The 25,289-nt window shown below is 59.5% G+C and carries 21 protein-coding genes; 13 read left to right on the forward strand and 8 right to left on the reverse strand.

The features are described from left to right. Nucleotides 1-40: 40 nt before the first annotated feature. A complete protein-coding gene (locus AC559G_RS08850; RefSeq protein WP_498912263.1) occupies nt 41-940 on the forward strand; it encodes an AEC family transporter in 900 nt (299 codons plus the stop codon). Here AC559G_RS08850 and AC559G_RS08855 read toward each other — a convergent pair. The 4 genes from AC559G_RS08855 to AC559G_RS08870 form a co-directional block, all read right to left on the reverse strand. Further along, nucleotides 935-2,020 (reverse strand): AraC family transcriptional regulator, encoded by a 1,086-nt coding sequence (locus AC559G_RS08855; protein WP_498912264.1) that lies wholly within the window; start codon nt 2,018-2,020, stop codon nt 935-937. The two genes, AC559G_RS08850 and AC559G_RS08855, sit on opposite strands and share 6 nt — an antisense overlap. A gap of 787 nt (nt 2,021-2,807) precedes the next feature. After that, the gene (locus AC559G_RS08860; RefSeq protein ID WP_498912265.1) at nt 2,808-3,764 is read right to left on the reverse strand and encodes an ABC transporter substrate-binding protein; all 957 of its coding nucleotides are present in this window, start codon (nt 3,762-3,764) and stop codon (nt 2,808-2,810) included. 45 nt (nt 3,765-3,809) lie between these two features. Continuing rightward, nucleotides 3,810-5,390, reverse strand: a complete 1,581-nt coding sequence (locus tag AC559G_RS08865; protein ID WP_498912266.1) for a rhodanese homology domain-containing protein — start codon at nt 5,388-5,390, stop codon at nt 3,810-3,812. A gap of 2 nt (nt 5,391-5,392) precedes the next feature. Then, nucleotides 5,393-5,992, reverse strand: a complete 600-nt coding sequence (locus AC559G_RS08870) for a cysteine dioxygenase family protein (protein WP_498912267.1) — start codon at nt 5,990-5,992, stop codon at nt 5,393-5,395. A gap of 110 nt (nt 5,993-6,102) precedes the next feature. On the opposite strand from AC559G_RS08870, the gene AC559G_RS08875 reads away from it, so the two are divergent. The 9 genes from AC559G_RS08875 (at nt 6,103) to AC559G_RS08915 (ending at nt 15,950) form a co-directional block, all read left to right on the forward strand. Beyond that, nucleotides 6,103-6,990, forward strand: coding sequence for a LysR family transcriptional regulator (locus AC559G_RS08875; RefSeq protein WP_498912268.1), 888 nt, complete (start codon nt 6,103-6,105; stop codon nt 6,988-6,990). 173 nt (nt 6,991-7,163) lie between these two features. Then, entirely contained in the window at nt 7,164-8,246 is a 1,083-nt protein-coding gene (locus AC559G_RS08880) for an LLM class flavin-dependent oxidoreductase (RefSeq protein WP_498912269.1), read from the forward strand. A gap of 24 nt (nt 8,247-8,270) precedes the next feature. Continuing rightward, nucleotides 8,271-9,449 (forward strand): acyl-CoA dehydrogenase family protein, encoded by a 1,179-nt coding sequence (locus AC559G_RS08885; protein WP_498912270.1) that lies wholly within the window; start codon nt 8,271-8,273, stop codon nt 9,447-9,449. Between the two features lie 64 nt (nt 9,450-9,513). Beyond that, nucleotides 9,514-10,488, forward strand: coding sequence for an ABC transporter substrate-binding protein (locus tag AC559G_RS08890; RefSeq protein WP_498912271.1), 975 nt, complete (start codon nt 9,514-9,516; stop codon nt 10,486-10,488). Next, on the forward strand, nt 10,485-11,534 hold the full coding sequence (locus AC559G_RS08895) for an ABC transporter substrate-binding protein (protein WP_498912272.1): 1,050 nt from the start codon (nt 10,485-10,487) through the stop codon (nt 11,532-11,534). Before AC559G_RS08890 ends, AC559G_RS08895 begins: the two co-directional genes overlap by 4 nt. Beyond that, a complete protein-coding gene (locus AC559G_RS08900) occupies nt 11,515-12,513 on the forward strand; it encodes an ABC transporter permease (protein ID WP_498912273.1) in 999 nt (332 codons plus the stop codon). Before AC559G_RS08895 ends, AC559G_RS08900 begins: the two co-directional genes overlap by 20 nt. Further along, nucleotides 12,507-13,295 carry an ABC transporter ATP-binding protein gene (locus tag AC559G_RS08905; RefSeq protein WP_498912274.1) on the forward strand — a complete coding sequence of 263 codons (789 nt, stop codon included), beginning with the start codon at nt 12,507-12,509 and terminating at the stop codon, nt 13,293-13,295. The genes AC559G_RS08900 and AC559G_RS08905 overlap by 7 nt, the downstream gene beginning before the upstream one ends. Before the next feature lie 53 nt (nt 13,296-13,348). Next, the gene (locus tag AC559G_RS08910) at nt 13,349-14,146 is read left to right on the forward strand and encodes a class II aldolase/adducin family protein (RefSeq protein WP_121555381.1); all 798 of its coding nucleotides are present in this window, start codon (nt 13,349-13,351) and stop codon (nt 14,144-14,146) included. A gap of 874 nt (nt 14,147-15,020) precedes the next feature. Continuing rightward, nucleotides 15,021-15,950: a LysR family transcriptional regulator gene (locus AC559G_RS08915; protein WP_498912424.1), complete on the forward strand. Its 930-nt coding sequence runs from the start codon at nt 15,021-15,023 to the stop codon at nt 15,948-15,950. Here the strand turns inward: AC559G_RS08915 and AC559G_RS08920 are convergent. From AC559G_RS08920 to AC559G_RS08935, 4 genes are all read right to left on the reverse strand, one after another. Then, nucleotides 15,937-16,638: a DUF6250 domain-containing protein gene (locus AC559G_RS08920; protein ID WP_498912275.1), complete on the reverse strand. Its 702-nt coding sequence runs from the start codon at nt 16,636-16,638 to the stop codon at nt 15,937-15,939. The two genes, AC559G_RS08915 and AC559G_RS08920, sit on opposite strands and share 14 nt — an antisense overlap. A gap of 24 nt (nt 16,639-16,662) precedes the next feature. After that, on the reverse strand, nt 16,663-19,419 hold the full coding sequence (locus tag AC559G_RS08925) for an exo-rhamnogalacturonan lyase family protein (RefSeq protein WP_498912276.1): 2,757 nt from the start codon (nt 19,417-19,419) through the stop codon (nt 16,663-16,665). Between the two features lie 4 nt (nt 19,420-19,423). Further along, nucleotides 19,424-21,703, reverse strand: a complete 2,280-nt coding sequence (locus AC559G_RS08930; protein WP_498912277.1) for a TonB-dependent receptor — start codon at nt 21,701-21,703, stop codon at nt 19,424-19,426. A gap of 88 nt (nt 21,704-21,791) precedes the next feature. After that, complete coding sequence (locus tag AC559G_RS08935) at nt 21,792-22,793, reverse strand: ABC transporter substrate-binding protein (RefSeq protein ID WP_498912278.1); 1,002 nt, start codon at nt 22,791-22,793, stop codon at nt 21,792-21,794. A gap of 584 nt (nt 22,794-23,377) precedes the next feature. On the opposite strand from AC559G_RS08935, the gene AC559G_RS08940 reads away from it, so the two are divergent. The 3 genes from AC559G_RS08940 to AC559G_RS08950 are packed head-to-tail and all read left to right on the forward strand — an operon-like array spanning nt 23,378 to nt 25,289. Continuing rightward, nucleotides 23,378-24,184 carry an energy transducer TonB gene (locus AC559G_RS08940; protein ID WP_498912279.1) on the forward strand — a complete coding sequence of 269 codons (807 nt, stop codon included), beginning with the start codon at nt 23,378-23,380 and terminating at the stop codon, nt 24,182-24,184. Nucleotides 24,185-24,194: 10 nt separating this feature from the next. Next, nucleotides 24,195-24,887 (forward strand): MotA/TolQ/ExbB proton channel family protein, encoded by a 693-nt coding sequence (locus tag AC559G_RS08945; protein ID WP_498912280.1) that lies wholly within the window; start codon nt 24,195-24,197, stop codon nt 24,885-24,887. Then, a complete protein-coding gene (locus AC559G_RS08950) occupies nt 24,888-25,289 on the forward strand; it encodes an ExbD/TolR family protein (protein ID WP_438599012.1) in 402 nt (133 codons plus the stop codon).

The following is a 25,289-nucleotide window of genomic DNA, read 5'->3' on the forward strand; positions in this document are numbered from 1 at the left end:
AATAATAGCGTTCGCCAGTGTTTTATCGGAGCCTGTTACTGTGAGCGTGTCGCAAACCATTCTGCCCGTCTTTCTGCTGATCATGCTGGGATATATTCTTGCTCGCCGCGGGGCGCTGGATACCCATGCCAACAAAGCGTTGGCTGGCCTGGCCTTTAAGCTGTTTATGCCGATGGTTCTGTTCACCGGGATGGTTAACGCGCCGCTGCACGACGGCCTGGACACCAGGATCCTGGCGGCCTACTTCGTGCCCGCGCTGTTTATTTTCACCGTGGTCAATCTGTTCACCCATCGCAGCCTGGGCCACCCTACTCCGTTCGGCCTGACGGCTTCTTTTTCCAACAATGCCCTGATCGGCCTGGCCATGGTGGCCGGGCTGTATGGCAACGCCGGGCTGGTGTTGCTGTTTACCGTACTGGCCGTCCATAGCCTGCTGCTGTTTAGCTTTCAAAGCCTGTATAGCTGCCTTGCCGGCAGCGAGCCTTTTAAACCGGCGGTACTGATCGCCAGCCTCGCCAACCCGATGATCGTCGGGCTGCTGTTGGGTACGGTGGTTAATTTGTCCGGCCTGGTGTTGCCAGGCTGGAGTATGAAACTGGCGACCTGGCTGGCGCAGGCGGCGTTGCCCTGCGCGCTGATCGTCCTCGGCGCCAACCTCTCCGGCTATCGGCTGCGCCCCAACGCCTATGTGGTCGGCATCACCGCCGCCAAGCTGGCCGCCATGCCGCTGCTGGTCCTGCTGGTATGTATGCTGCTGGGCATTAGTGGCCTGCCGCGTGGGGTATTGGTGCTGATGGCCGCCAACCCTTCCGGCGTCAACGTGCTGGGGTTCTCGCGATCGCAGCAAGACAGCCAGATAACCAGTTCGGCCATTTGCCTGACGACGCTACTGTCGATGGCGACGCTGCCGCTATGGATGTGGATCAACACCCTGCTATGACCCGCCGCGATGCTGAATCAAACCCGAGCGCGAATGCAGCAATGCATAGCGTTCGCTATTGGCGCGCGCCGGAATGGGCGTTATATATTCTTCGCGCCAGGCTTTTGGTGATAAGCCAAAGCGTAATTTATACAGCTTGCTTAATACGCTGGGGTTGCTGAAACCGCACTGATAAGCAATTGTCTCAATGCGCTCCTCAGCGCTGTTTTCCAGTTTGTGTCTGACCGCATTCAGGCGCACCTCATGCAGCAATGTCATTACCGACGTACGTTGTTCCAGACAAGCCCGGTCCAAACTGGAACGTGAGCAATGTAACGCCTGTGCGATAATATCCGGCGTTAAATCCATACGCGCGTAATGCTGCTCAATATAACTTTTCGCCGCAATATAAATAAAAGTCTTGGTCTTATCGGTGTAATTTCCACGTTGCTTACCAATATCCGCCAGCATTAATATTGCCATACTGTGCAGCCCATCCAGAATGCTGGCGATGGCCTTGGTGGCCAGGCGTGCTGCATGTGCGTCCAGCAACAGCATCTGGGAGCGAATAAATGGCGCCAACGGATGGGCATCAAGCGGCAATATCAGTTCGTCAAGGCCACCGCCAAACGCCGCGCGCGCTTGCGTATACGGCAGAATAAGGTAGAGCTGCTTAACGTTATTGCTATCGTAGATAATCGGCCTGTTTCTTTCGTATAGCGCCAAAGCCAGCGAACCTGCGAAAATATCTTTATTTTCTGTTACTTTTCTCCCCGTTAGCTTTACGCTGCCTTGCAGGAATAATGAAATAAACAAGCTGCCGGCATAAGCCTGATGTGGATCAAACTGGGTGTGGTTCACAGAACCCAACGTGGAACAGAAATCCCCATGAACGCCCGAAATGGTATGGTGCAAAGCGATGATAGCTTCCGGCCGCCGATTGTTAGCAACATCGATTCCACAGGGCTTGAGCTTGCCAGTCAGGATCTCGAACCGCTGTTCCGGTTCGATGCCCTGCGCATCAATAGTCTGCAACTGGTACAGCCGGCCAGAGCACGGCAAAAAACGTGTGTTATTAGGCTTAATGAAAGGTTGGCTCATAATATCTCTTTACGGATACGTTCTGATAAAAGACCAAGGCCGCGGCCAAAATAAGAAATTTACACAAAAGTTCTGCGGGGAAAAGAGGGAAATGAGAATTTTCTTATTCTGACGATGACAGACAAGCAATGAGGCCAGCAGACATTTTTCCGGCCATTCGTTCTGCTTACTATTGATGGGCCGAGTAATGGTGCAGGCTGCGCCAAACAGAGGAAAATATGCCCACCGACCTATTAACATATTATAAACATTCGTTACCATAGCACGGCAGGCTAAAACCAAGTAATCATAGATCATTAAAAATAACCTGGCTTTAGGCGCAGAGGATTTTAGGTATTTTATACCCAACAGATTTTACATTTCAGGTGTATTGGTTTTATTAATCAGCCCATCTTTGGGCCGCGCCGCTGCATTGCCGCGTGATTCGACCATACGGCCTCCCCCGACGAGGCCAGCGCTAACGCTGTCCAAAAATGCAAACGCGTTTTTGAGCAGCGGTTCGAATTACCTTGGGTTTATTTTATTTAAAAAACACATACCAATATTATAGGCAATAATATGTTCATGATGACAATAGCAATTCTTCTGTTAGCTATTTCTATATGCAGTTTTTATTCTCATATCCAAGTCCGTAAAAGCATGTTATTAATAAACCCGAGAAGAAAAAAAAGAAGATCTCGCTATTCAATACATTTCAGCCGGCATAATAAGGGTGATAAAGTGATTATTCCGGCCGCTACAACACGGGCGTTTCCTGTTCCACCCCAGCCCGCGACCGGTACGCTATTTACTTCACCGGCGTAAATTCCTTGTCGATCAACTGACTAACATCCACGTGATTCGGCAAAATCTTTAACTGATAAAACAGATCGGCCACCGGTTGCAGCACATTAATGTCCTGCTGATTAACGCTGTGCGCGCCCTTTGACGTGCGATCCGCAATGTGCCGGGCGGTTTCCAGCGGCAAACGCGTCAGTTGGGCGTAAACCTTGGCGTATTCCGCCGGATGGTCGATCGCCCACTGCCGCGCCTTGGCAACGCGCTCGGCGAAGTCTTTAATGGCCGCACGTTTGTCCGGATCGGCCAACGAGCGCGTTGTGGCGGTTAAGAAACCAAGCGATGGGGTTAACCCCTGGCCATCGCGCAGCAGGCGCGCACCGCTTTGCTCCGCAACGCCCAAATAAGGATCAAAAACCGCCCAGGCCGCCACTTTGCCGGTGCTGAATGCCGCGCTGGCATCGGTGGGCATCACGAACTGAATCTGCACATCTTCCCGCTGCAAGCCGGCTTCCTGCAACGCCGCGTACAGCAAGTTTTGCGAGATGCTGCCACGCGCCGAGGAAACCACCACCGTCTGCCCTTTCAACTGCTGAACGCTGTGCAACGGTGAATCCTTCGGCACAATAATCCCGTTAGACTGGCCATAGCCGACGTTGGTCTGAATCAGCTTAAAATCCACCCCGCCCGCCGCCGCCATCAATACCGGCAAATCCCCGGCATAGGAGGTATCCACGGCATCAGCGCGCTGCGCTTCAAACAACGGCGCCGCCCCCTGGAAATTGGCCCACTGATACTGATAAGGCGCATCTTTCATCACGCCGGCGGCCTCGACCAAGCTGCGTAATCCACGTGCCTGATCCCCCAACACCAGTTTGGCGTCGCCGATCGCCCCCTGTGCCAGCGATGCCGTTAATAACGTGGCGCTCAGCCCCACGGCCGTAAGTAAAACAGAAAACTGCGCCATACTTTTCCTCTTTGCCGGTGATAATTATGCGTATCGTCTGGTGATTCAGAGCACGGTAAAGCCATGGGTTGCATCACGCGCCAGCTGTTCCACCAGCCCGAACTCCCAGTCAAGATAGGCTTGCATCGCTTCACGCGGATTGTCCGTGCCTTCGTACGGGCGGCGATAACGATCGATGCGCGGCACGGCCAACTGCCCTTCGCCCTTTGCTAACGGGCGGTTTTCGGCGATCCACGCCAGGGTGCCGCCGGCAAGCAGTTGCACCGGCTTGCCGGTCAGCGCGGCCACTTCCGGCACGGCGTAGCGCGCCAGCAAGCTGCTGCCGCAGGTCAGAACATAGCGTTTGGCCGGCGGCAGGTTTTCCAACGCCAACGGCAGTTGCGAGCGGATAACCCAATGCGCACCGGGAATATGGCGCGCAACGTAATTGGCGCTGGTGGTGAAATCCAGCAGCACCGTACCTTCCTGCTCTAACAGGGCGGCCAACTGCGCCGGGGTAATTTCATCCGCCGGTGGCGGCGGCGGTAGCTGCGCCGCTGGCTCGCCCTGCTCGATAAGGTCGGCGGCGGTCAGCCCGTCCACTACTACCGCCTCCCAGCCCATCTGCGCCAGCCAGGAGGCGCTCATGTTGGCGCGCACGCCATCATCATCCACCAGCACCACGCGGGCGCCGCGCGCGCTGGCATAGTGATCCGTTTCCTGCACCAGTTGCCCGCCGGGCGCGCTGTAACTGCCTGGCAGATGCCCAGCGCGATACTCCTCGGGGCTGCGCACATCGAACAGATAGGTGGTGCGCGCCGCATCCTGCCGCCACAGCCCAAGTGTCTCGCGGTCAATGCGCTGGACACCAGCCGCGTCCGCCACCCGCCGCGCCTGTTGCTGCGCCTGCGCCAGATTCTCCGCGCCGTCCGGATAGCGGCGCTGCTGCTGGCTTTCCAACGCAAACCCCGCCAGCCCCCAGCCGATCGTACCGTTGCGCAGCGCCGCCACCGGGTTGCTGATGCCGGCGTTGATTAACGACTGGGTACCGATAATGCTGCGCGTGCGCCCAGCGCAGTTAACAATCACCTGCGTATTGGGATCCGGCGCCAGCGCCTTGATCCGCAGCACCAGCTCCGCCCCCGGCACGCTGGTGCTGGTGGGGATACTCATGGTTTGGTATTCATCAAAACGGCGCGCATCGACGATCACCACATCGGCATGCTGATCGATCAGGGCCTTAACCTGCTGCGCAGTCAGCGATGGCGTGTGTTTGCGGCTTTCCACCAGTTCGCCAAAGGCCTTGCTTGGCGTGTTCACGTCCTGGAAAAGCTCGCCGCCACCGGCTTGCCAGCCTGCCAGGCCGCCGGCCAGCAGGGCAACATCACCATAGCCGAACTGCTGTAGCCGCCTTGCCGCCTGTTCGGCCCGTCCGTCGCCGTTGTCATAGACGGTAATGGGGGTGCTGCGGCGCGGAATACGCCGGTAGGCTTCCAGCTCCAGCTTGCTCAGCGGGATATTCACGGCAAACAGCGGGTGGCTTTCAGCAAATTCGGCTTCTTCACGCACATCGATCAGCGCCAACTCCTGGCGGGCCAACAACGCAGCGCGCAGGGTGGAAAAATCACGGTAAACAAAGGCAGGCATACTTATACTTCCTTAGAAAGATCCCAGATATTAGGCAATTGAGTGTTGGAGTAACCGGAGATAAAAGGCTTCACCGCGCCACTTTCGCCATACACCGCACGCTTAACGGCGCCGATATTGCCGCCATACACATGAATGCTGATCGACACGCGATCGTTAAACGCATTGCTGACCTGGTGAATATCGCCGTCCTGTTCGGACAGTTTCGCCACCTGCCCGGCGGTTAACCGCTCGGCGCCGCCTTCGGGCTGGGGCACGCCCTGGCTGTCTAGCACATAACGCTGGTTGATTTCAGCGCCGCGCAGCATGCCAATCAGCCCCCATACGCGGTGGTCATGGATCGGCGTGACCTGCCCCGGCCCCCAAACGAAGCTGACGATGGAAAAGCGCTGGGCGGAATCAACGTGCAGCAGGTACTGCTGATAATGTTTAGGGTGTGAGCGGGCGTATTCTTCGGCCAGCCAGTCATCCTGTTTGACCAGTTCGGCCAGCAACTGTGCCGCCTGTTCCAGCCGTGCCGCATCGCCCAGCGGTTGTTGATGCAGTTGGGCCAATTGTTCGATGAACCCGCGTAAACGGTCTAAGCGTAATGGCGTTGTCATAAGGCTTTCCTGTCTGAAGCTGTGCCTATCACGCTAACAAAGAACTTTTTATTATTTAAATGCATTTTTGTAATAAACTAAAATGCAAAATACACATAAAGAGAGTTTCTATGCGTACAGACGACATTGACGCACTGCTGGCGGTGGTGCAATTCGCTTCGCTTAACCAGGCCGCTGAATACCTTGGCATCAGCCAATCCGCTATGACCCGCCGCCTGCAAAGCTTTGAACAAAGCCTGGGCGCCACGCTGCTGGATCGCCAAACCAAACCACTTAAACTGACGGCCATCGGCCACCGCGTCTATGAACAGTGCCTGACGATCAAACGCGAAACCAAACGGCTGGAAAGCCTGCTTAATCAGGATGCGGAACCAAGCGGACTGCTGCGCCTGGGCATCCCGCAAAGCCTGAGTGAAATCGCCTTGCGGCCGGCGCTGGTGGCGCTAGGCGAACATTACCCGCAGTTGCGCCCGCAGGTGGTCTGTGGCTGGGGCGGGCAGTTGATCAAACGCCTGGAAAACGTTGAGCTGGATAGCCTGCTCGCCATGGGGCCGGCGCAGCAAAGCTTCGATGACAGCCTGGTGGCAAAGGCGCTGTGCCCGCTGGAGGTGGTGGTGATCGCCGGCAAAAGCCTTAACCTCAACGCCACCCGCCTCAGCGGCTGCGCCCACCTCGGCTGGGTATTGAACCCCGACGGTTGCGGCCTGCGCGCCGGCTTAAACCGCGATCTGCAGGCGCAGGGGCTGAGGTTGAAAATCAACGTGGAAACCGCCGGCGCCCAATTGCAAATTAGCCTGGTGGCACAAGGGTTGGGGCTTGGGCTGGTGCCCAGAGCCGCGTTAACCCACAGCCTGCACCAGGGCGAAATCGCCATTGTTGAGCTGGCCGACTTCCAGCCGAAAGTGCAACTGTGGCAGGTCAGCAGCCCGGGGCTGGGTAACCTGCAACGGCCCACCACCTTTTTTGCCGAGAAGATTGCACAAGAGCTTCGTAGTTAATTGCATGAAAAATAAAAAATTATTATCATAATTAACTTTATGCATATTAAGATATGATAAAAATGCATTTAAATCATTAGAACATCGCGTATAGGGTATAAAAACCACGCTGCTTATCGCCAAACATTTGGCCGGCAGCCAAACCCTATAACGCGTCCTGGCAAGGAGTTCTAATGAGCGTCCAATTTTTAGGCATGATTGGCCACCGTCTGTCTTCGGAAATCATTCCCCCGGCAGGCCCGATATTTGACCGCGACTACATTGTGCGCTTTGCGCAAACCCACGAGGCCGCCGGTTTCGACCGGCTGCTGGTCGGCCATTGGTCCGATCAACCCGACGGTTTTCTGGTCACGGCATTGGCCGGGCTTTCCACGCAGAAAATCAACTTTTTACTGGCGCACCGGCCGGGCTTCGTCGCGCCGACCCTGGCGGCGCGCAAATTCGCCACCCTGGAACACCTGCTGGGCGGCCGCCTGGCGGTGCATATCATTAGCGGCGGCAACGACGCAGAGCAACGCCGCGACGGCGACTACCTCGATCACGATCAGCGCTATGCCCGCACCGACGCGTTTTTAGACATTGTGCGCAAGGTCTGGACCCAGGAACGGCCGTTCGATGCCCATAACGATTTCTACCAGGTCGAGCAGGCCTTTTCGGCGATAAAACCGCTGCAAAAACCCCATATCCCGATCTTTTTCGGCGGCTCGTCAGACGCAGCGATCGCCGTGGCCGGTAAGCACGCCGACGTATTTGCCCTGTGGGGCGAATCGCTGGCGCAAACCCAGGAAACCATCCAGCGCGTGCGGGCCGAAGCGGCCAAACACCAGCGCCAAATCGATTTCAGCGTGTCATTCCGGCCGATTATCGCCGCCACCGAAACGCAGGCCTGGGAAAAGGCCAAAGAGATCCTGCATGTCGCCACCGAGCATGCCGAGAAAACCGGCGTTGGCTATAAGAACAAGCCTAACAGCGTGGGCGCTCAGCGCCTGCTGAAAACCGTGGCGCAGGGCGAAGTGGTGGATAAACGCCTGTGGACCGGCATCGCCAGGCTCTTCGGCGGCGGGCACAACTCCACTGCGCTGGTGGGCACCCCGGAACAAGTGGCCGACGCCCTGCTCGATTACTACGATCTGGGGGTGCGCAACTTCCTGATCCGCGGTTTCGATCCGCTCAACGACGCCCAGGAATACGGCAAAGAACTGCTGCCGATCGCCCGTGCCAAAATCGCTCAGCGCGCCGCCAGGCGAAGCGCCTAAAGGCCAACGGAAGAGGCACCCCGCATGAGCTCTGTCTGGTCTACCCGCCCGCTGGCACGCCAACAGCACATTCAGCCGCCGCTGGCGCTGATTACCGCGCAACTGGCACAACAGGCCGCGGCGCTGGATCGCAGCGGCGAGTTCCCACATGCCAATCTGGCCTGGCTGCAGGCGCATGGCCTGTTGGGACTGGCCTGCGGGCAGCGTTACGGCGGCGGCGAAGCCAGCCTTGCCACTCTACAGCAGGTTATCAGCGCCATTGCACAGGGCGAACCGTCCACGGCGCTGATCGTTTGCATGCAGTACCTGCACCACCTGCGCCTGGCCGCCAACCCCGAGTGGCCGGAGGCATTGCGCTGCGCCGTCAGCCAAAGCGCGGTGCAACACGGGGCGCTGATCAACAGCCTGCGGGTGGAGCCAGAGGTAGGCTCCCCGGCGCGTGGCGGCCTGCCCCACACCGTGGCGGCGCGCACGCCGGCAGGCTGGCTGCTCAACGGCCACAAACTCTATACCACCGGGATTGAGGGCCTAAGCTGGCTGGCGATCTGGGCGCGCAGCGATGACGCCAACCCGCAAGTGGGCACCTGGTTGGTGCCGCGCAATAGCCCGGGCATCACGATTAAACACAGTTGGGATCACCTGGGGATGCGCGCCACCGGCAGCCATGAGGTGCTACTGCACAACGTGGCGGTGCCGTTGAACCATGCGGTGGGGATTTATCCGGCCGATCGGCCGCCGGCGCCGGATACGGCACAGATCCAGGCCGCCGCCAATGCCCACACCGCCCTGCTGCCTGCCATCTATGACGGCATTGCGCAGGCGGCGCGCCGCTGGCTGATCGCCTGGCTGCAACAGCGCGTGCCGGCCAGTCTGGGCGCCCCGCTAGCCAGCCTGCCGCGCGTGCAGGAAAACATCGGGCAAATCGATAGCCTGCTGCTGGTCAACCAAAGCCTGCTGCGCCAGGCGGCGGCGCAGGCATTCACCACCGAACAGGCCAACCTGGCGAAAGTCACCATCACCGAAAACGCGGTAAATGCGGTGGAAAAAGCGCTGGCGCTGACCGGCAACCACGGCCTGACGCGCCACAACCCGCTGGAACGCCACTACCGCAACGTGCTGTGCGGCCGGGTGCATACGCCGCAAAACGACAGCGCGTGGATTAACGCCGGCAAAGCGGCATTATGCGGCGGCACACCCGCATAAACCGCCCGCTGACGCAGAGCACGGGCTTTGGCAACACCGCTTTAGACCAAAGGAAATGATGAACATGTTGCGTATTAAACAGACTCTGGGTGCTTTACTGCTTATTGGCCTGGCCGGCCAGGCGCTGGCCGCCGACGCGCGTATTACCTTGCATATCGCCGATCAAAAAGGCGGTATGCGTTCACAAATGGAAGCGGCCAACGAACTCGCCAATCTGCCTTACGATATCAAATGGGCCGAGTTCCCCGCCGCCGCCCCGCTTGCCGAAGCACTGAACGCCGGCGCGGTCGACGTCGGCATTATCGGCGATGCGCCGTTACTGTTTGCCCTTGCGCAGGGTGCGCCGGTTAAAGCGGTCGCGGTGGATAAAAGCAACCCCGCGGGCACCGCGGTACTGGTGGGCGAGAGCTCGCCGCTGAAAAGCGGCCAGGATCTGAAAGGCAAACGCATCGCCACTGGCAAAGGTTCCATCGGCCACTTTGTGGCGCTGAAGGCGCTGCAACAGGCCGGCCTGAGCGCCGCCGACGTACAGTGGGTCTTTTTAGGGCCGGTGGACGCCAAGGTGGCGCTGCTCAGCGGCTCGGTCGACGCCTGGGCCACCTGGGAGCCTTACACCACTCAACTGGTTAAAACCGGGCAAGGGCATGTGCTGGTCAGCGGCACCGGCCTGCTGCCAGGAAATACCTTCCTGGCGGCCACCGATGCCACGCTCAGCGATAGCGCCAAACGCCAGGCTCTGCAGGATTATCTCAACCGCCTGGCAAAGGCGGAGCGCTGGGCCTATGCCAATCTCGACAGCTACGGCAAAACGCTGGGGCAAATCATTAAATTCCCGCCCGATATCGCACGCGAGCAGTTCGCCAGCCGCCAACTGCGCTGGCAACGGATTGACGATCAAACCGTGCGCCAACAGCAGGCCACCGCCGATTTTTATCAGGCTAACGGGCTGATCCGGCAACCGCTTGACGTTACTCATACCTTTGATAACGGCTTTAGCATACCGCCGCTGGCGCAAACACAACAGGAAGGTCAGCCATGAAACACATTGCTCAGTATTCACGCCGCAGATTCCTCAGCCTGGGCGGCAGCCTGCTGGCGGCCCCGGTGTTGGTCGGCATCTCGCCGAAGCTGTTCGCCCATGATATGGCGGCCATGCATCAGGAAGACGGCAACGCGCTGCGCCTGCCGGCACCTTATAAGTTGAAGCTCGCCATCAACCAGAGCGCGGTGTGTATTGCCCCCGTCACGGTGGCGGAGCAGCAGCACTTCTTCAGCAAATACAATTTGGACGTTGAGTTCGTCAACTTCGGCAACTCGACCGATCTGCTGCTGGAAGCGATCGCCACCGGCAAGGCCGATGCGGGCATCGGTATGGCCCTGCGCTGGCTGAAAGCGCTGGAACAGGGTTTTGACGTCAAGCTCACCGCCGGCACCCACGGCGGCTGCCTGAATTTGCTGACCGCCAAAAACGCCCCCTTTACCAGCCTGGAAAAGCTAAAAGGGCAAACCATCGGCGTGACCGACATGGCCGGCCCCGACAAGAATTTTTTTGCCATCCTGCTCAAACGCCACGGCGTGGACCCGATCGCCGATGTGCAATGGAAGGTCTATCCCGCCGATTTATTGAGCGTGGCGCTGGATAAACAGGAAATTGCCGCCATCAGCGGCAGCGAACCGTTCAGCTACCGCTTATTGGACACCGGCAAATACCAACTGCTGGCCAGCAATATGACCGGTGAATACGCCAACCTCAGCTGCTGCGTGGTCGGTGTCAGCGGCTCGCTGGCCCGCGAACACAAAGCCGCGGCAGCGGCGTTGACCCAGGCGCTGCTGGATGCCCACAGCTACGCGGCGGAGCACCCGGAAAGCGTTGCCGATGCCTTTATGGCCCACGCGCTGAACACCAACGTCAAGGAAGTGGCCGGCATTCTGCACGGCCAGGCGCACGGCCACCACGCGGTGGGCGAAGCCTTCGTTAAAGAGCTGACGCAGTACGTCAGCGATTTGCAGTTGGTCCAGGTGATTAAGCCCAGTACCGACGCCCACCAATTTGCGGAGAGCATCTATGCCAACGTATTTGCTTGATCGAACCGTGAAACGGGAAAAAAGCGCCGGCCAGCGGATCTGGCTCACCGGCCTGCTGGCGGCCACGGCCTGGCTGGCCGCCGGGCTTATCACCACCTACTGGCCCAACGTCAACCGCCAATGGCCATACAGCCAGGCCTGGGCCGGGCTGCAACTGGCGCTGGGCGTGGCGCTGTTGGCGCTAGCGCTCAGCTACCGCCAGTGGGAAGGCCGTGGGCAACGCCTGCAGCGCGCCGGGCAATGGCTGATCGCCCTGCCGCTGTTTTTCAGCCTGTGGGAACTGCTCACGGTGAAAACCGGCGCGCTGCCGCTGCCGTTTTTCGCCCCGCCGCAGGCGCTGATTGAGGTGTATCTCACCGACTGGCCACGCCTGCTAAACAGCCTGTACCACTCATTATCGTTATTGCTGCTGGGGGTGGTGATCGGCACCCTGGTCGGCTTTATCAGCGGCGTGTCGATCGGCTGGTCGCAGCGCATCGGCTATTGGGTGCACCCGATACTGCGCATTCTGGGGCCAGTGCCTTCAACCGCGTTGCTGCCGCTGTGCCTGTTTATCTTCCCCAGCAGCTTCGGCGCCAGCGTGTTTTTGATCGCCCTGGCGACCTGGTTCCCGGTGACCGTCCTCACCTGGTCGGGCGTCGCTAACATCGACAAGGCCTATTACGACGTGGCGCGCACGCTGGGCGCCAGCCAGCGCTTTTTGATTTTCCACGTGGCGATCCCCGCCGCCCTGCCGAACGTCTTCGTTGGTTTGTTTATGGGGCTGGGCGCTTCTTTCTCGGTGCTGATCGTGGCAGAGATGGTCGGGGTAAAGGCCGGCATCGGCTTTTATTTGCAGTGGGCGCAGGGCTGGGCCGCTTACCCGAATATGTATGCGGCGCTGATCGTGATGGCCTTTTTGTGCTCGGGGCTGATCAGCCTGCTGTTTTTCGTGCGCGATCGCCTGCTCAGTTGGCAAAAAGGAGTGATGAAATGGTAGCGCAAGCCGCCCAGGCGCGGATAAACGCCACGGGCACAACGATAGACGTGCAGAACGTCAGCCACAGCTTCACCCTGGGGAAACGGGAAATCGCCGTGCTGGACAACATCAGCCTGAGCATTGCCGCCGGCGAAAGCGTCGCGCTGCTGGGCCCTTCCGGCTGTGGCAAGTCCACCCTGCTGCGCCTGCTTGCCGGGCTGGAGCCGCTGCAAACCGGCCACCTGCTCGCAGACGGCCAGCCGCTCGGCGCCCCCAGCCCCGAGCGCATTCTGGTTTTCCAGGATCCCACCCTTTACCCGTGGCGCACGGTGCGGCAGAACGTGCTGCTCGGGCCGCAGGCGCAGGGGCTGAGCGGCCAGGAGCAAAAGGCCGACGGCCTGATCAGCCGCATTGGCCTGAACGAGTTCGCCAACGCCTACCCTAAACAGCTTTCCGGTGGGATGGCCCAACGCGCCGCGCTGGCACGCGCCCTGCTCAATGAGCCGCGCCTGCTGTTGCTGGATGAGCCTCTGGGCAAACTGGACTCGCTGACCCGCATCAGCATGCAGCGCGAATTGATTAACCTCTGGCAGAGCCAGGGCTATACCAGCCTGCTGGTGACGCACGACGTCGAAGAGGCATTGCTGCTGTGCGATCGGGTGATCGTGCTTTCGCCGCGCCCGAGCCGGATTTTGGCGCAGTTTGCGGTGCCGCTGGCCTATCCGCGCCACCGGGGCGATCCGCTGCTGATTCAGCGCCGGCAGGACATATTGAAAATTCTGGGCCAAGAGATCGATTGGTAATCGAGCGCCAGTCGCGGCCAACACTTATCAAATCACCGTTAACGGGAGTTGTTATGTCTTTGGTGTCTATCCCTACCGCCAATACCGGCGAGGTAAAAAACGGCGTCAGCCAGGAAGAGTGGCAGGTGCGCGTTAAGCTGGCCGCCGCCTATCAGTTGGCGGCGCTGTATCACTGGACCGATCATATTTATACCCATTTCTCGGTGCGCGTGCCGGGCGCGGAAGAGCACTTTCTGATTAACGCCTACGGCCTGTTGTTCAGTGAAATCACCGCCTCCAACCTGGTGAAAATCGATTTGGACGGCAATATCATTGCCGATCCCACTGGGCTGGGCATTAACCAGGCCGGCTTTGTGATCCACAGCGCCATACACCGTGCCCGCCCCGATTTGAAAGCCGTGCTGCACACCCACACCAAAGACGGCGCGGCGGTATCGGCGCAAAAAGACGGGCTGTTACCGCTGTCGCAACATGCGCTGGCTTATTATTCACGGATTACCTATCACGAATATGAAGGCGTCGCGCTCGATCTGGATGAGCAGGACCGGTTGGTTAACGATCTGGGCCACAGCAACGTGATGATTTTGCGCAACCACGGTTTGCTGGCCGGCGGCGTGAGCATTGAGCACGCGTTCCGGGAGCTGCACGGTTTGGAGCGCGCCTGCAACATTCAGGTGGCGGCGCTCGCCGGCGGGCGAGACAATTTGCACTACGCGCCGCCGGCCGCGATCGAAAAGGTCAAGGCGCAGTCTGCGCGTTTTCGCAGCGGCACGGATGAGATCACGCAAAAACACTGGGCGGCGGCCATCCGCCAGTTGGAAGCCAGTGGGTTAGCCAGTTATCACCAATAACGTTACCGTGGTGCGAAATGACGCGGCCGAGAACCATGCAGGACGTTGATAAAACCACACTTTGCCACCCTCGGTGTAAAGGGAATTGCCTTAATCGTATCAAGTTCCTTTGCGGCAATAGTGACTGACAATTGTCAGGGCCGAAGGCTCGGCCCTGACACCCCGGCCTGCGCTTAACATGGCCTGCCCGCTGCGCGGGTGCCCTCGCCGCGTCCCCGTCACCGGGCGGGTCGGCCGTCCGTGGCCGATTGCCCCTGGCAACGGTGCCTTGTTCGGCAGACCAAGATGCGCGCTAAACGTCAACACCCCAATCTATCGCCACCGGGCAACCTAACCACCGGTTTTGACATAAGTTTATGGGTTAATTCATTAATCTCAAAGACGATTGATTCGGTGATTGGAGCATGGGTGTGGAAGCCATTGAAGGCGCCGAACGGCGGAACGTAGCATAGGCGAAACCGCCAGGACGGCGGTTTCAGGCGAGACAGGCAGGGACGCCTGTCGTAGCCGGCCGTGATGCGCAGTGACACAGTGAGGGTAGCCGCGCAACGGCCGCCTGATATGGCGCAGGCGCGGATCGTTAGGGGCCGCGCCCACGGCCCCTAACTCGGGCGCGGGCTGCGGTGCAACAAAAAGCCACGATATTGTGGCGACCGAAACCTTCTCGGTCAGAGCAAAGAACGTTGATAAAACAATACACTCTCACCACTGCGTAAATGAAACAACCTCAATCCCCTCGCCCCCTTTCCCCTATCACCCAAATTATTTTAGGTATAACTAAAAGGAATATAAAAAAGTTATCTATTATTTTTTTATTAGTAGAAAGCCCGCTAGTCTGGGCGCTAACTCCCACATTTGTGCATAACATCCGATGATGAATATCGATCTACGCCAACTGCGCCACTTTATCGCCCTGATTGAACACCGCAACTTCACCGCCGCCGCGCAGGCGATGCAGATCTCACAGTCGGCCTTCAGCCGCAGCATTCAGGCACTGGAGCAGAACGTGGGCACCCGGCTGATCGACCGCCATAACGATCTGGAACCCACCCGTAAAGGCCTGGTGGTGTTGGAGCACGCCCGGCGCTTAACCCACCAGAGCCAAGATCTGCTCAACGACATCGCCGCCTTCAATGAAAAAGAGGCCGGCGAAGTGCAGTTTGGCTGCGGCCCGGCGCCCGCCGCATGGCTGATGCCCCAGGTGATCGGCGCTTTTTCGCGCCACTCGCCGAAGATCCGCCTGGTGTTCCGGGTGGACAACTGGCAGGCGTTGGGCAAGGGGCTGTTGGCGGAAAAATTCGATTTTATCGTCGCCGATACCCGCAACTTTGAGTTTGATGCCCGCTATACGGTGCAGCCGCTCACCCGCCACCGCTGGGGGTTTTGCTGCCGGCAGCAGCACCCGCTGGCGGCCTTTGACGAAATCACCGTCGAACAACTGTTCAGCTACCCGCTGGCCGCCACCATCCGCCCGCCGAACCTGCACCGGGCGCTGGTGCAGCTGAGCGGCCGCCAGGACATCCGCACCAGCATCGAGTGCGAAAATGGCTACAGCCTGTTGGACGTGATCCGCCACTCGGATGCCATCGGCACCACCAACCATTTCAAAACCCCGGCGCGGCATGGCCTGCACATGCTGAAAATCGCCGGGCTGGATGACAACACCGATGAGTTCTATACCCATTACGGCATCATCTCCCTGGCGGGCGCCCGGCTCCCCTGGCTGACGCAAACGCTGATGGCGACCTTCGTGCAGGTCGATAAAGATCTGCACGGCAACCCGGCCGCGGCTACAACGGCATGATGGCGAAATCCGTAATCACCTGGCGCGACCACACGGTGCGGAAGCCGAAATAACCCGCAGCGGGCGGTGCGGCATAACGCGCCTGGAAATAGGGTTCGCCATCCACCAGAAAACGGGTGCCGCCGCTGCCCACCTCGATCACAATCTCATATTGCCGGTTGGGCTGCAGCAGGTGTTGGGCGTCGGTAAACTCACCGAGCAATTGGCGCTGCCCGCGGCCGTTGTAGTAGCGAAAGCGGGTGGTGCTGTTCCAGTTGCCGCCCATCCCCACATAGTAAAGATCAAGATCGTCGTATTCATTCAACACGCCGCTGCGGGTGAACAGATTAGAGTTTGCCGGATCGCGCGCCGCCCAAAACTGGTTCAGATCGGAAAGCCGATCGTAGGGCCGCCCGGCCAACTGCACTTCACGCACAAAACGAATGCGGTAGGCGCCGGAAAGGGGTTGATCCAGCCACACGGTCAGGCCGGCGGCGCTCTCCAACGTCAGTTGGCCCGGTTCGGCCTGCACCAACGTTCGCTGCGGATCCTCCTGCTCCACCCGCCAATGCCAGGGCGTCGCCGCCGGTGCGGGCGCCCAACGCAAAAGGTATTGGTGTTCAACCTTGGGTGATGAAGAAGGGCAACAGTCAATCTCCTGTGGCTCGCCCGGATCTGGCTGCTGCACAGCGGTGTTTAATTCCGTCATGGTTTTTTCCTGTTCGCGGATATGTTAGTGGGAAGGCGCCGGGGCATCCAACAGCGCCAGCAGCGCCAATGCCGTTAGCCCCCACTGCGCCACCGCATTGGTGGCAAGGTTGGTGTCGCCGGTACTGCCCGAGCGTTTATCGATGGAGGAGTCAATCCCGGCTTCTTGCAACGGCGCCAGCACCGCCGGCGGGCGGATCAGCCGGGTGGTGGTATTGGGTTGCACAATCCCCCCTTCCCCGCTGAAAAACTCCCGCCAGGCGCGCGCCGCCAACGCCTCATCTTGTTGATGCCAGGCGGCGTAGGCGGTCAGGCGAGCGTGGCCCTGCACCAGGTTGAGCTTTTTCACCGGTTTGCCGACGAACGCGCTCAACGCCGGCAGATCGTTATATAACCGGCAATAATCCAGCCAGGCGCGCGTAAAGCCCTCGTCCGGCAGCAGCTGTAGCAGCTCGCTGCAAATTTCCGCCAGGCCAAACACCGCGCTCAGGTGGGAAATAAACAGCTGTTCCGGCCCGGCGGGGGCGAATACGCCGGTATCAGGATCCATCTCCGCCAGGCCGGTAAAGAAGCCGTGCGGCTGGGTGGCGATCGAACGCATACTGTTCAGCAAGCGATCACGCATCTGTGGATCGCCGTGCCGCTCCCAAGCCGTCAGCCAGGCGGCGGCCACCGCACTCCAGTCGGTGCCGAAATAGAGGCTAATGCGCTTAGGATCGTCCGGCGTCTGCTGGCCGATCTTTCGCCCCGGCATCACATCGCGCAAAGTGCGCACCCCTTCGATTTGCTCATCCATCAGTTCGCCGATGCGCTCATCGGCAGTGAGGTAGTAGAGGAAACGGCGGTTCGCCACGGTGGAAATGCGCAGCTGTTTGGCGCTGTCGCCCCAGTGGCGGACGTTGTGCCGGGAGCCAAGCGGTTTGAAACGCCCCAGGTGATAAACGTCCACCTCGCCGGTGTGGCGCGTCATCGCCTCCGCCATGCGGAAGGCCTCCGGGCGGCCGCTGTGCAGGAAGTAGTACCACAGCCACAGATCGGTACTCAGCTCGGAGTTATCCCAGGCATAGCCCCCCACGTCATAACGCCAGACGTGGCGATCGCTGTCGTAGGTGTGCATAACATCGCCGAAATCCCAGAAGCCATACCATTTGCGCTGCTCTACTTCCTGGCGGTAAAAATCGAAATACCACGCCAACTGCGCGGCGATCTCCTGATGGCGCGGGCTCACGGCGCTGGCCGGCGCCCACACCGGGCCAAACACCCGTGCACGCCTGAGATCTTCGGCGTTCGCCACCAGCAGCGGCGGCTGCTGGATACGCCGGGCGATATCCACGAAAGCGGCGTTATCCGGCGTTGACGGCAGCACGTCGATAAACAGCTCGCTGGTGCGCGCCACCCCGTGCGGCGTATCAAAGCCGGGTTCGTAATCTTCATAGGTGATGTCCAACGCTTCCCGCTGGGCTTTAAAGGTTGTCAGCCCCATTTCACCGTGCCAGGCGCGCATATCCATCGGTTCCGCCCACGGCGACCACAGCCAGAGCGTGACCGTCGCCTGCTGCTGATGCGCCCCGGCGATTTCCAGGCAGGCCGGATAGCTTTGCCAAAAGTTGCGGATGCCGAAGGCTACCCCGCCCTGCGGTGAACCAAGATAGCCCACGCCGGCGGCCCGGCTACCGGTAGCCGACAGCAGCCAGCCTAGCCCCGCCTCTGTGCGCTTATGGATCTGGTAGCCGTCGGGATGGTGTTGCGTTAGCCGGTAGCTGCCGAACGCCGGGATGTAGCCAAGGCCGGCCGCCACCCGGGACGCAAAGTCCGCCAGCGGGGGCGTGGCCTTGCCGCTCAGCTGCGCCTGCGTAACCTGGGCACCGGGATCGCGCCGCAGCCCGGTCAGGCCGCGCACCGCTTCGGTGAAAACGCCCCCCTCGTCAGAGGCGAAGCGCACATGACGATCGTGCAGTTCGCCCTGTAGCGGCACATCAAAGGCCAGCCCGATGCCCTTCACGGATTGCTGCGGCCGATCGTTATCATAGATCAGCGTATGCACCACCCGGAAAGAGGACGAGCCGGCATAGCAATACAGGCGCACGATAAACGGGATCCGGCTATTTTCATCCTGCCGATGGCTGCCGCGAATAGTGATGATCGCCCGCTGCGGCCCGTTCTGCTCCAGGGTGACGGATGCCGCCTGCCCCTGAAATGCCGCCACGCTGTGCGTGCCTTCCGCCTCATCGCCGGACTGGATACGCAGCACCAGCCGCCCGCGGGTGAGCGCCAGGCGATCGTTTTGCCACACCTCGTCAATCAGGTACCGCCCGCTGCGGGAGACGCTAAAGCGCATCTGCCCGGTATCGACCAGCCAGCCTTGTTCGGTTGCCGTCGCCAAATTCCGCTGCGGTGCGGCCTCGGCGGTGGTGGGAAGCAGAGTGAGCGCCCCGGCGCGCGGCGTGGCGGCACCCAGCGCATGGCCGGACCATTTCACCGAACCATCCGGCCACCAGGCCAGCGGCCAGCTCTGCAACGGGTATGCCTGCTGCCCGTCCTGCAGTAAAAAGCCGCTCCCCGCCGGCACCGCCCCTTGCGGCCAGGGCGCGCCCCAGGTGACACCGCTCAGCGCCCGCGGCGGCTGCCCGTCCAGCCAGCGTAACTGCACCGCGTGGGGCGTTGCCGACGCCCCGGCGCGGCCGGGCGCCGCCGCAGTAGCCGATTTCCACAGCGGCAGCGCCAGGGTCAGCAAGGTGCTGTCGCGCAAAAAGTGCCGCCGTGAGTAAGGAAGATTACGCATTACACTATCCTTTAAAGTCATAGCCTACCGTCAGGCCTACCATGCGTGGATCGCCCAGCGAACCGTAGGCCGAGCCGTAATCCCCGGATTTCATGACGCGGTAGTAGGTTTTATCCAACGCGTTTTTCATCCACAGCGAGACATGCCAGCCGTGATCGCCCTGTTTGCCGCTCAGGCCGGTCGCCAGGTTCAGCACGCCATAGGCGGGAATACGGGTGTAGGCTGAGTTGTCCACGGTGCCGTACGCCCAACTGCGCCACGACCATTGGCCGGAAACGAACGCCTGCAGATTATTAAAGGTGTTCCATTCATAACGGATCCGGGCGTTGTAGCTCAGGCGCGGCGAGTTAAACACCCGTTGGCCGGTCAGATCGCAGGTGGCCGGAGCACCGGCCTGCAGCGAGATTTCCGCCGGGCATTTGGCATTGGTGAAGTTCAGGTACGAAGCATCCAGCAGGGTGCCGTTAAGGCTCAGGCTCAACCCTTCAACCGGGTAGACCGAGAGCTGCGATTCGATACCGCGCGAGCGAAACTTCCCGGCGTTGATCAGGTAGCTGCTGAGCGTTTCTTCGTCATAGGCGGTGGTCTGGAAATCACGCACTTCGCTCCAGAACAACGCCGTATTCCATTCCAGCTTGCGCTGGAACCAGTGGGTTTTCACCCCCAGCTCAACCGCCCGCGTTTTTTCCGGTTCGATGTATAACGAGCCCAGGCCCGCCTTGGCCGCTGCGCCGGAAGAGATATTCAGCCCACCGGCTTTTTCGGCATAAGCCACGGTGAGGTAAGGCGTGACGTTCGGCGTGGCGTACCAGTTGGCGCTGATGGTCGCCGCCGGCAGGTGGTTGGTTTGCGCCAGATCGCCGGAGTCAAAATCGTTTTTATTGATGCGCTTAAAGGAGCCGGTCTTTTTCTCATAGGTTTGGCGCACGCCGGTGATCAGATCCAGGCTGTCGCCCAGGTGCCAGGTGCCGTTGGCATAGACTGAAAACGCCTTATCGTTCAGTTCGCCAAAACGCTGGACGAACTTCCCGGTGTTGCTGGTGTTGCCGTACCAGCTCGTCACCTGGCTGCCGCCGTCATAGTAATCGTGCGCGAAAGTGTCCATATTTTCGCCCCAATAATCGGCGCCCAGGGTGTAATCCAGCAGGCCGCCTTTCGGCGAATCGACCCAGAAACGCTGCTCCCAGATACGATCGCGCACATCGGCGCCGCTGTTGGCATACAGCGGGATATTTAACGCATCGGCGGTTTGCGGCAGGAAACGGAAATAGCGCCAGGATGACAGCGAATGCAGCGCAAAGCCGTTCTCCAGCTTCACATTGGCCTCCAGCGCTGCGCCGCCCTGGGTGACGCGGTTTTTCGATTCGTCGTCCAGCGCCACTTTCCGCCCTTCCACCACCTTCACGCCCAACGCCTGAGCCCGGGTTAAGAAGCCGTCGGTGCCATTCACCGCGTGGGTGCCGACCAACGACATCACCGGGTAGCTGGTCGCTTTGCTGTAATCGCCGATAAAGCGCAGGTTAACGTTATCCTGCGGTTGCCAAAGCAGCTGCCCACGCACACCGCTGTTATTGCTGCCGCCCAGCTTGTGGCCGTTTTCGACGTTGGTGACATAGCCGCCGCTTTCGGTGTGCGACAGGTTGATGCGCCCGGCCAGGGTGTCGCTCAAAGCACCGGAGGCCATCAGCTTCGACTGTACATAGCCGTGCTGGCCGACGGATTGCTCCAGGGAATATTCCGGGGTAAAGGTGGGTTTGCGGCTGCGGATATCTATCGCGCCGCCGGTGGTGTTAAAGCCGTACAGGGTGCCCTGCGGCCCTTTCAACACGTTTACGCTATCAATATCCAACAGATCGTTGGCCAACATGCCCGGGCGCGACAGGCGCACGCCGTCCAGGAACAACCCGACGCTGCTCGGCATACCGATGTTGATTTCGCTGCCGCCGCCGTCGCCTATGCCGCGAATGGTGACGCGCGTATCCAGCGTATCGGCGGCGGCAATATCCATCCCGGTCACCGCCTGTGGCAGATCCTCAAAGCGATACAGCCGCTCCTGCTCCAGCGTTTTGCCGTCTACCTGCGAAGACAGCGTGGTTTGCTGGCGAACCAGCGGGCGGGCGGCGCTGACCTTAACGCGCTTGAGCTGCACCGCTTGGCCGGCTGCCGTGGCCGCCGTCGTTTGTTCTTCTGCGGCTGTCTGGGCCGCTTGCGCCCCCACCGGCACCGCCAACAGGCAGCTCATGGCCAGCGGATAGCGCCAAAAATAACGGTCTTTAATAGTCATTATATTTTCCCCGAGTGTATCCCCTTCATACCGCAAATAGCAGGTACGTTGGCTGCAACGTGAATTATTTTGGCTGTCTCATGATTAATTACTGCACCTGCAGAAAACTGCCGTTTAACCAATCAGCGATATTTACCGGTTGGCGAATTAAGCGCGCTTCCAGCGCGGTATTTATTGATTGCTGTAACTGTGCTTTAAAAGCACTATCCAGCTCTGGTGATAACCGCTGTGATAACGGCGGCAATCCATCCCATTCCTCACGCAAAATAGCTTCCGGGTAACCGGATTGTTTTGCCAGCAACTGAATAAACCCGGTTTTATTTTTTTCATCGCTGGCCCAGGCCGCCGCCTGGCGTTGCACGTTAATAATCCGCCGCAGAATATCCCCATTACGACGGGCGAATTCACCGTCAATAACGATCAGCCCGCTGAGCTGCCCGGCGCCATTAAGCGCCTGGGTCGATACCGGAATATCCGCCACTCCCTTATCCCGCAGCGCCAGGGTATTGTTGCCACCCCAGGTCGCGTCGATCTGCCTGGCCGCCAATGCCGCGCTGGCGGCGGCAAAATCAAGATTGATGATTTTGACATCTCTGGCTTTCATGCCCTGTGAATGCAGCGCGGCCAGGAAGGACAGCTCAGCGGCGGTGCCGCGGAACAGGCCAACGCGCTTGCCTTTTAGATCGGCCAGTTGATGAATATCCGCGCCCCGCGGCACCGCCAAATAATGATTGATGCCGCGCGCCGCGGCGCCGATAACCTGGGTATCCAACCCGCGCGAACGGCCGATAATACTGGCCAGATCCCCCAGGTAGGCCACATCGATCTGGTGGTTGGCAAAGCCTTCGTTAATCACCGGCCCGGCGCCTTTAATAAACAGCCAACGCACGTTGATGCCATCCCGGCCAAACTCCTGCTCCAACAACTTCTGCCGGTAAATCACGTCAATCAACCCGCCGCCGGCCGGTTGCTCGCCGGCGCCGATGTCCGAAACCGCAATGCGGATTTCATTCGTCGCGCTTGCCGCCCCGGGCCAAAATACGCTGGCCGCCAACAGGCCAAAAAACATCCACCTTTTTGCCACTTTCATTTTTTACACCCATTTTTTATTTTGCGTTTATGCCCGTAATCCACCATCATCGCTCCGGCAACATTTAAACGGCCGAAAACAAACTGGCTAATACATAAAACGCATTTGTATTTTTATTTATTCGCTAAACCAGTCGCAACGGCAATATAACGCCACTATGCAGCACATGAAAAAAAACTATGCTCAGTATGCATTAGAGTTAAAAATGAAATTACGATTAAGTTGATGATAATCACTGTCAACGTGCATTTTCCTATCCGATACCGGCAATGATGAAAATAAAAGAAATGAAATGTATATCGATATGCATATAGCGAATTTGACATTAAGCGCTAAGGACGAAAAATCGAATTCATCCTCTGTACCCAAAATAATTCGAGTTGCAGGAAGGCGGCGACGCAGCGAGTCCCCAGGAGCTTACTTGAGTAAGTGACTGGGGTGAGCGACAAATCTGCCGGGAGCAGATTTGAACGCTGCCGGCAGCGGCCCCATCGGGGCGAGGCCCAAGGATGGGCCGAGTAATAAAGCCAACACACCTGCAGCTTGAAGTATGAAGGGTATATTGTCGCCTGGAGAACAGTTTAATGACCCAAGTAATCTATGCCGGTGAACCCGAACCGGCCTGGCAACCAACGCCGGCGGCCGCTGCGCCACACGGTCGCCGGTTTGTGCCGGGCACCGGGCTGGCCGGCGCTTCGCGGCCTGAACGTTGGCTGGCCCTGCTGCTGGTCGTGGCGCTGCATGCGGCGGCGCTGCTGCTGTTGCAGCGCACGGCGATCCCACCGCTGGTTACACCGCCGCGCCAGTTGCCGATCAGCATTGAACTCGCCGCCGCGCCGCAAGAGGCGCCGCCGGTGGCCGAAGAACCACCCGCGCCCCCGGCGCCGGTAGAAAAAACGCTGCCGGTGGATGAAAACGCGCTGCAACCGCCGGCACCGGTGGAAAAGCCACGGCCGCCGGCCAACGTACCGGAAAAGAAAGTGCAAAAACCACCGGAGAAAAAACGCCCGGTAAAACCCGCCAAACCGGTAAATAAAACGCCGGCCACGCCGGCGCCGGCCCAACCAGCCGTGGCAAATAACGCCGCCAGCCAGCAAACACAGCCGGTCACACCGCCGCTGGCCAATGCCGATTATTTGCATAACCCGGCACCGGAATACCCGGAAGCCGCCATCACCCGGGGGCAGGAAGGCACCGTATTACTGAATGTGCAGGTTGGCGCCAACGGCAAAGTACTGTCCATCCGTCTGCAAAAATCCAGTGGCTACGCCGCGCTGGATAAGGCGGCGCAAGAAACTGTGCGGCGCTGGTCTTTCGTACCGGCCCGCCGCGGCAGCCAGGCCGTCAGCGGCTCGGTAATTGTTCCCATTGATTTCTCGCTTGACTCATGAGGTATAGGTTATGACGCTCGGACACATTGAACTGGCTTCCCCTGAGGGCGCCGTTATCCTGCTGCTGCTGTTTTTCTCGGTATTAACCTGGTTCATCGGCCTGCTCAAGCTGGCGCAATACCTGCGCCAGCAGCGCCGCGATAAGCGCTTTAAACAGCTGTTCTGGCAGCAGGAGGATCTGCATCAGGCGCTGAACGAGAGCCAACGCACCGGCGCGCTGGCCCAGTTGGCGCTGGCCGCGCTGGATGCGCCGGCGCACCTGCAGGGGCGCAAAACGCTCGCCGCCCAATTGCCAGACCGGGTGGAGCGCGCGCTGCAACAGCAGATCCAACGTGAGCGCCGTTCGCTGGAAAGCGGCCTGGCGATCCTCGCCAGCATCGGCAGCACCTCGCCGTTTATCGGCCTGTTCGGCACCGTATGGGGCATTATGGCCGCCTTGCAAAATATCGGCCAGACCGGCTCCGCCAGCCTGGATACGGTGGCCGGGCCGATCGGCAATGCGCTGATCGCCACCGGCATCGGCATTGCGGTCGCCGTGCCGGCGGTGCTGATCTACAACTATTTCCTGCGCCGCCTGAAGCTGGCAGTGGCCGATATGGACGATTTTGCCCACGACATATACAGCGTGATGCAGGCCCAGAACTTCCAGGTGAGCGGCAGCCCCACGCCTTTCGAAGTCAAAAACATGCGGGAGGCGGTGTAAATGGCGTTTTCCTCGCAAAACAACGAAGACGTGATGAGTGAAATGAACATCACGCCGTTAGTGGATGTCATGCTGGTATTGCTGGTGGTGTTTATCGTGACCGCGCCGATGCTGACCAACGCCATCCCGATCCAACTGCCCAAAACCGCGGCGGTGGCGCCGGCTGAACAGCGGGATCCGCTGGTGGTCAGCATCAACGGCGAACAGCAGTTTTTTATCAATAAAGAGGCGATAGAGCGCGAACAACTGGTACAACGCCTGGCGCAGGAGAAAGCCGCCAATAGCAACCTGATTGTGCAGGTGCAGGCCGAACAGAGCGCCAACTACGGCATCGTCGCCGGGCTGCTGGCCGATCTGGAAAAGGCGGGCATTACCCGCCTGTCGCTGTTAACACAAAAATAA

The sequence above is a fragment of the Gibbsiella greigii genome, assembly GCF_039540155.1.
In the GTDB taxonomy this organism is placed as follows: domain Bacteria; phylum Pseudomonadota; class Gammaproteobacteria; order Enterobacterales; family Enterobacteriaceae; genus Gibbsiella; species Gibbsiella quercinecans.

Coding starts and splice junctions, on each gene's coding strand:
- AC559G_RS08855 (WP_498912264.1), bottom strand. CDS start 2,020: ATGAGCCAACCTTTCATTAAGCCTAATAACACACGTTTTTTGCCGTGC.
- AC559G_RS08860 (WP_498912265.1), bottom strand. CDS start 3,764: ATGGCGCAGTTTTCTGTTTTACTTACGGCCGTGGGGCTGAGCGCCACG.
- AC559G_RS08865 (WP_498912266.1), bottom strand. CDS start 5,390: ATGCCTGCCTTTGTTTACCGTGATTTTTCCACCCTGCGCGCTGCGTTG.
- AC559G_RS08870 (WP_498912267.1), bottom strand. CDS start 5,992: ATGACAACGCCATTACGCTTAGACCGTTTACGCGGGTTCATCGAACAA.
- AC559G_RS08875 (WP_498912268.1), top strand. CDS start 6,103: ATGCGTACAGACGACATTGACGCACTGCTGGCGGTGGTGCAATTCGCT.
- AC559G_RS08880 (WP_498912269.1), top strand. CDS start 7,164: ATGAGCGTCCAATTTTTAGGCATGATTGGCCACCGTCTGTCTTCGGAA.
- AC559G_RS08885 (WP_498912270.1), top strand. CDS start 8,271: ATGAGCTCTGTCTGGTCTACCCGCCCGCTGGCACGCCAACAGCACATT.
- AC559G_RS08890 (WP_498912271.1), top strand. CDS start 9,514: ATGTTGCGTATTAAACAGACTCTGGGTGCTTTACTGCTTATTGGCCTG.
- AC559G_RS08895 (WP_498912272.1), top strand. CDS start 10,485: ATGAAACACATTGCTCAGTATTCACGCCGCAGATTCCTCAGCCTGGGC.
- AC559G_RS08900 (WP_498912273.1), top strand. CDS start 11,515: ATGCCAACGTATTTGCTTGATCGAACCGTGAAACGGGAAAAAAGCGCC.
- AC559G_RS08905 (WP_498912274.1), top strand. CDS start 12,507: ATGGTAGCGCAAGCCGCCCAGGCGCGGATAAACGCCACGGGCACAACG.
- AC559G_RS08910 (WP_121555381.1), top strand. CDS start 13,349: ATGTCTTTGGTGTCTATCCCTACCGCCAATACCGGCGAGGTAAAAAAC.
- AC559G_RS08915 (WP_498912424.1), top strand. CDS start 15,021: ATGAATATCGATCTACGCCAACTGCGCCACTTTATCGCCCTGATTGAA.
- AC559G_RS08920 (WP_498912275.1), bottom strand. CDS start 16,638: ATGACGGAATTAAACACCGCTGTGCAGCAGCCAGATCCGGGCGAGCCA.
- AC559G_RS08925 (WP_498912276.1), bottom strand. CDS start 19,419: ATGCGTAATCTTCCTTACTCACGGCGGCACTTTTTGCGCGACAGCACC.
- AC559G_RS08930 (WP_498912277.1), bottom strand. CDS start 21,703: ATGACTATTAAAGACCGTTATTTTTGGCGCTATCCGCTGGCCATGAGC.
- AC559G_RS08935 (WP_498912278.1), bottom strand. CDS start 22,793: ATGAAAGTGGCAAAAAGGTGGATGTTTTTTGGCCTGTTGGCGGCCAGC.
- AC559G_RS08940 (WP_498912279.1), top strand. CDS start 23,378: ATGACCCAAGTAATCTATGCCGGTGAACCCGAACCGGCCTGGCAACCA.
- AC559G_RS08945 (WP_498912280.1), top strand. CDS start 24,195: ATGACGCTCGGACACATTGAACTGGCTTCCCCTGAGGGCGCCGTTATC.
- AC559G_RS08950 (WP_438599012.1), top strand. CDS start 24,888: ATGGCGTTTTCCTCGCAAAACAACGAAGACGTGATGAGTGAAATGAAC.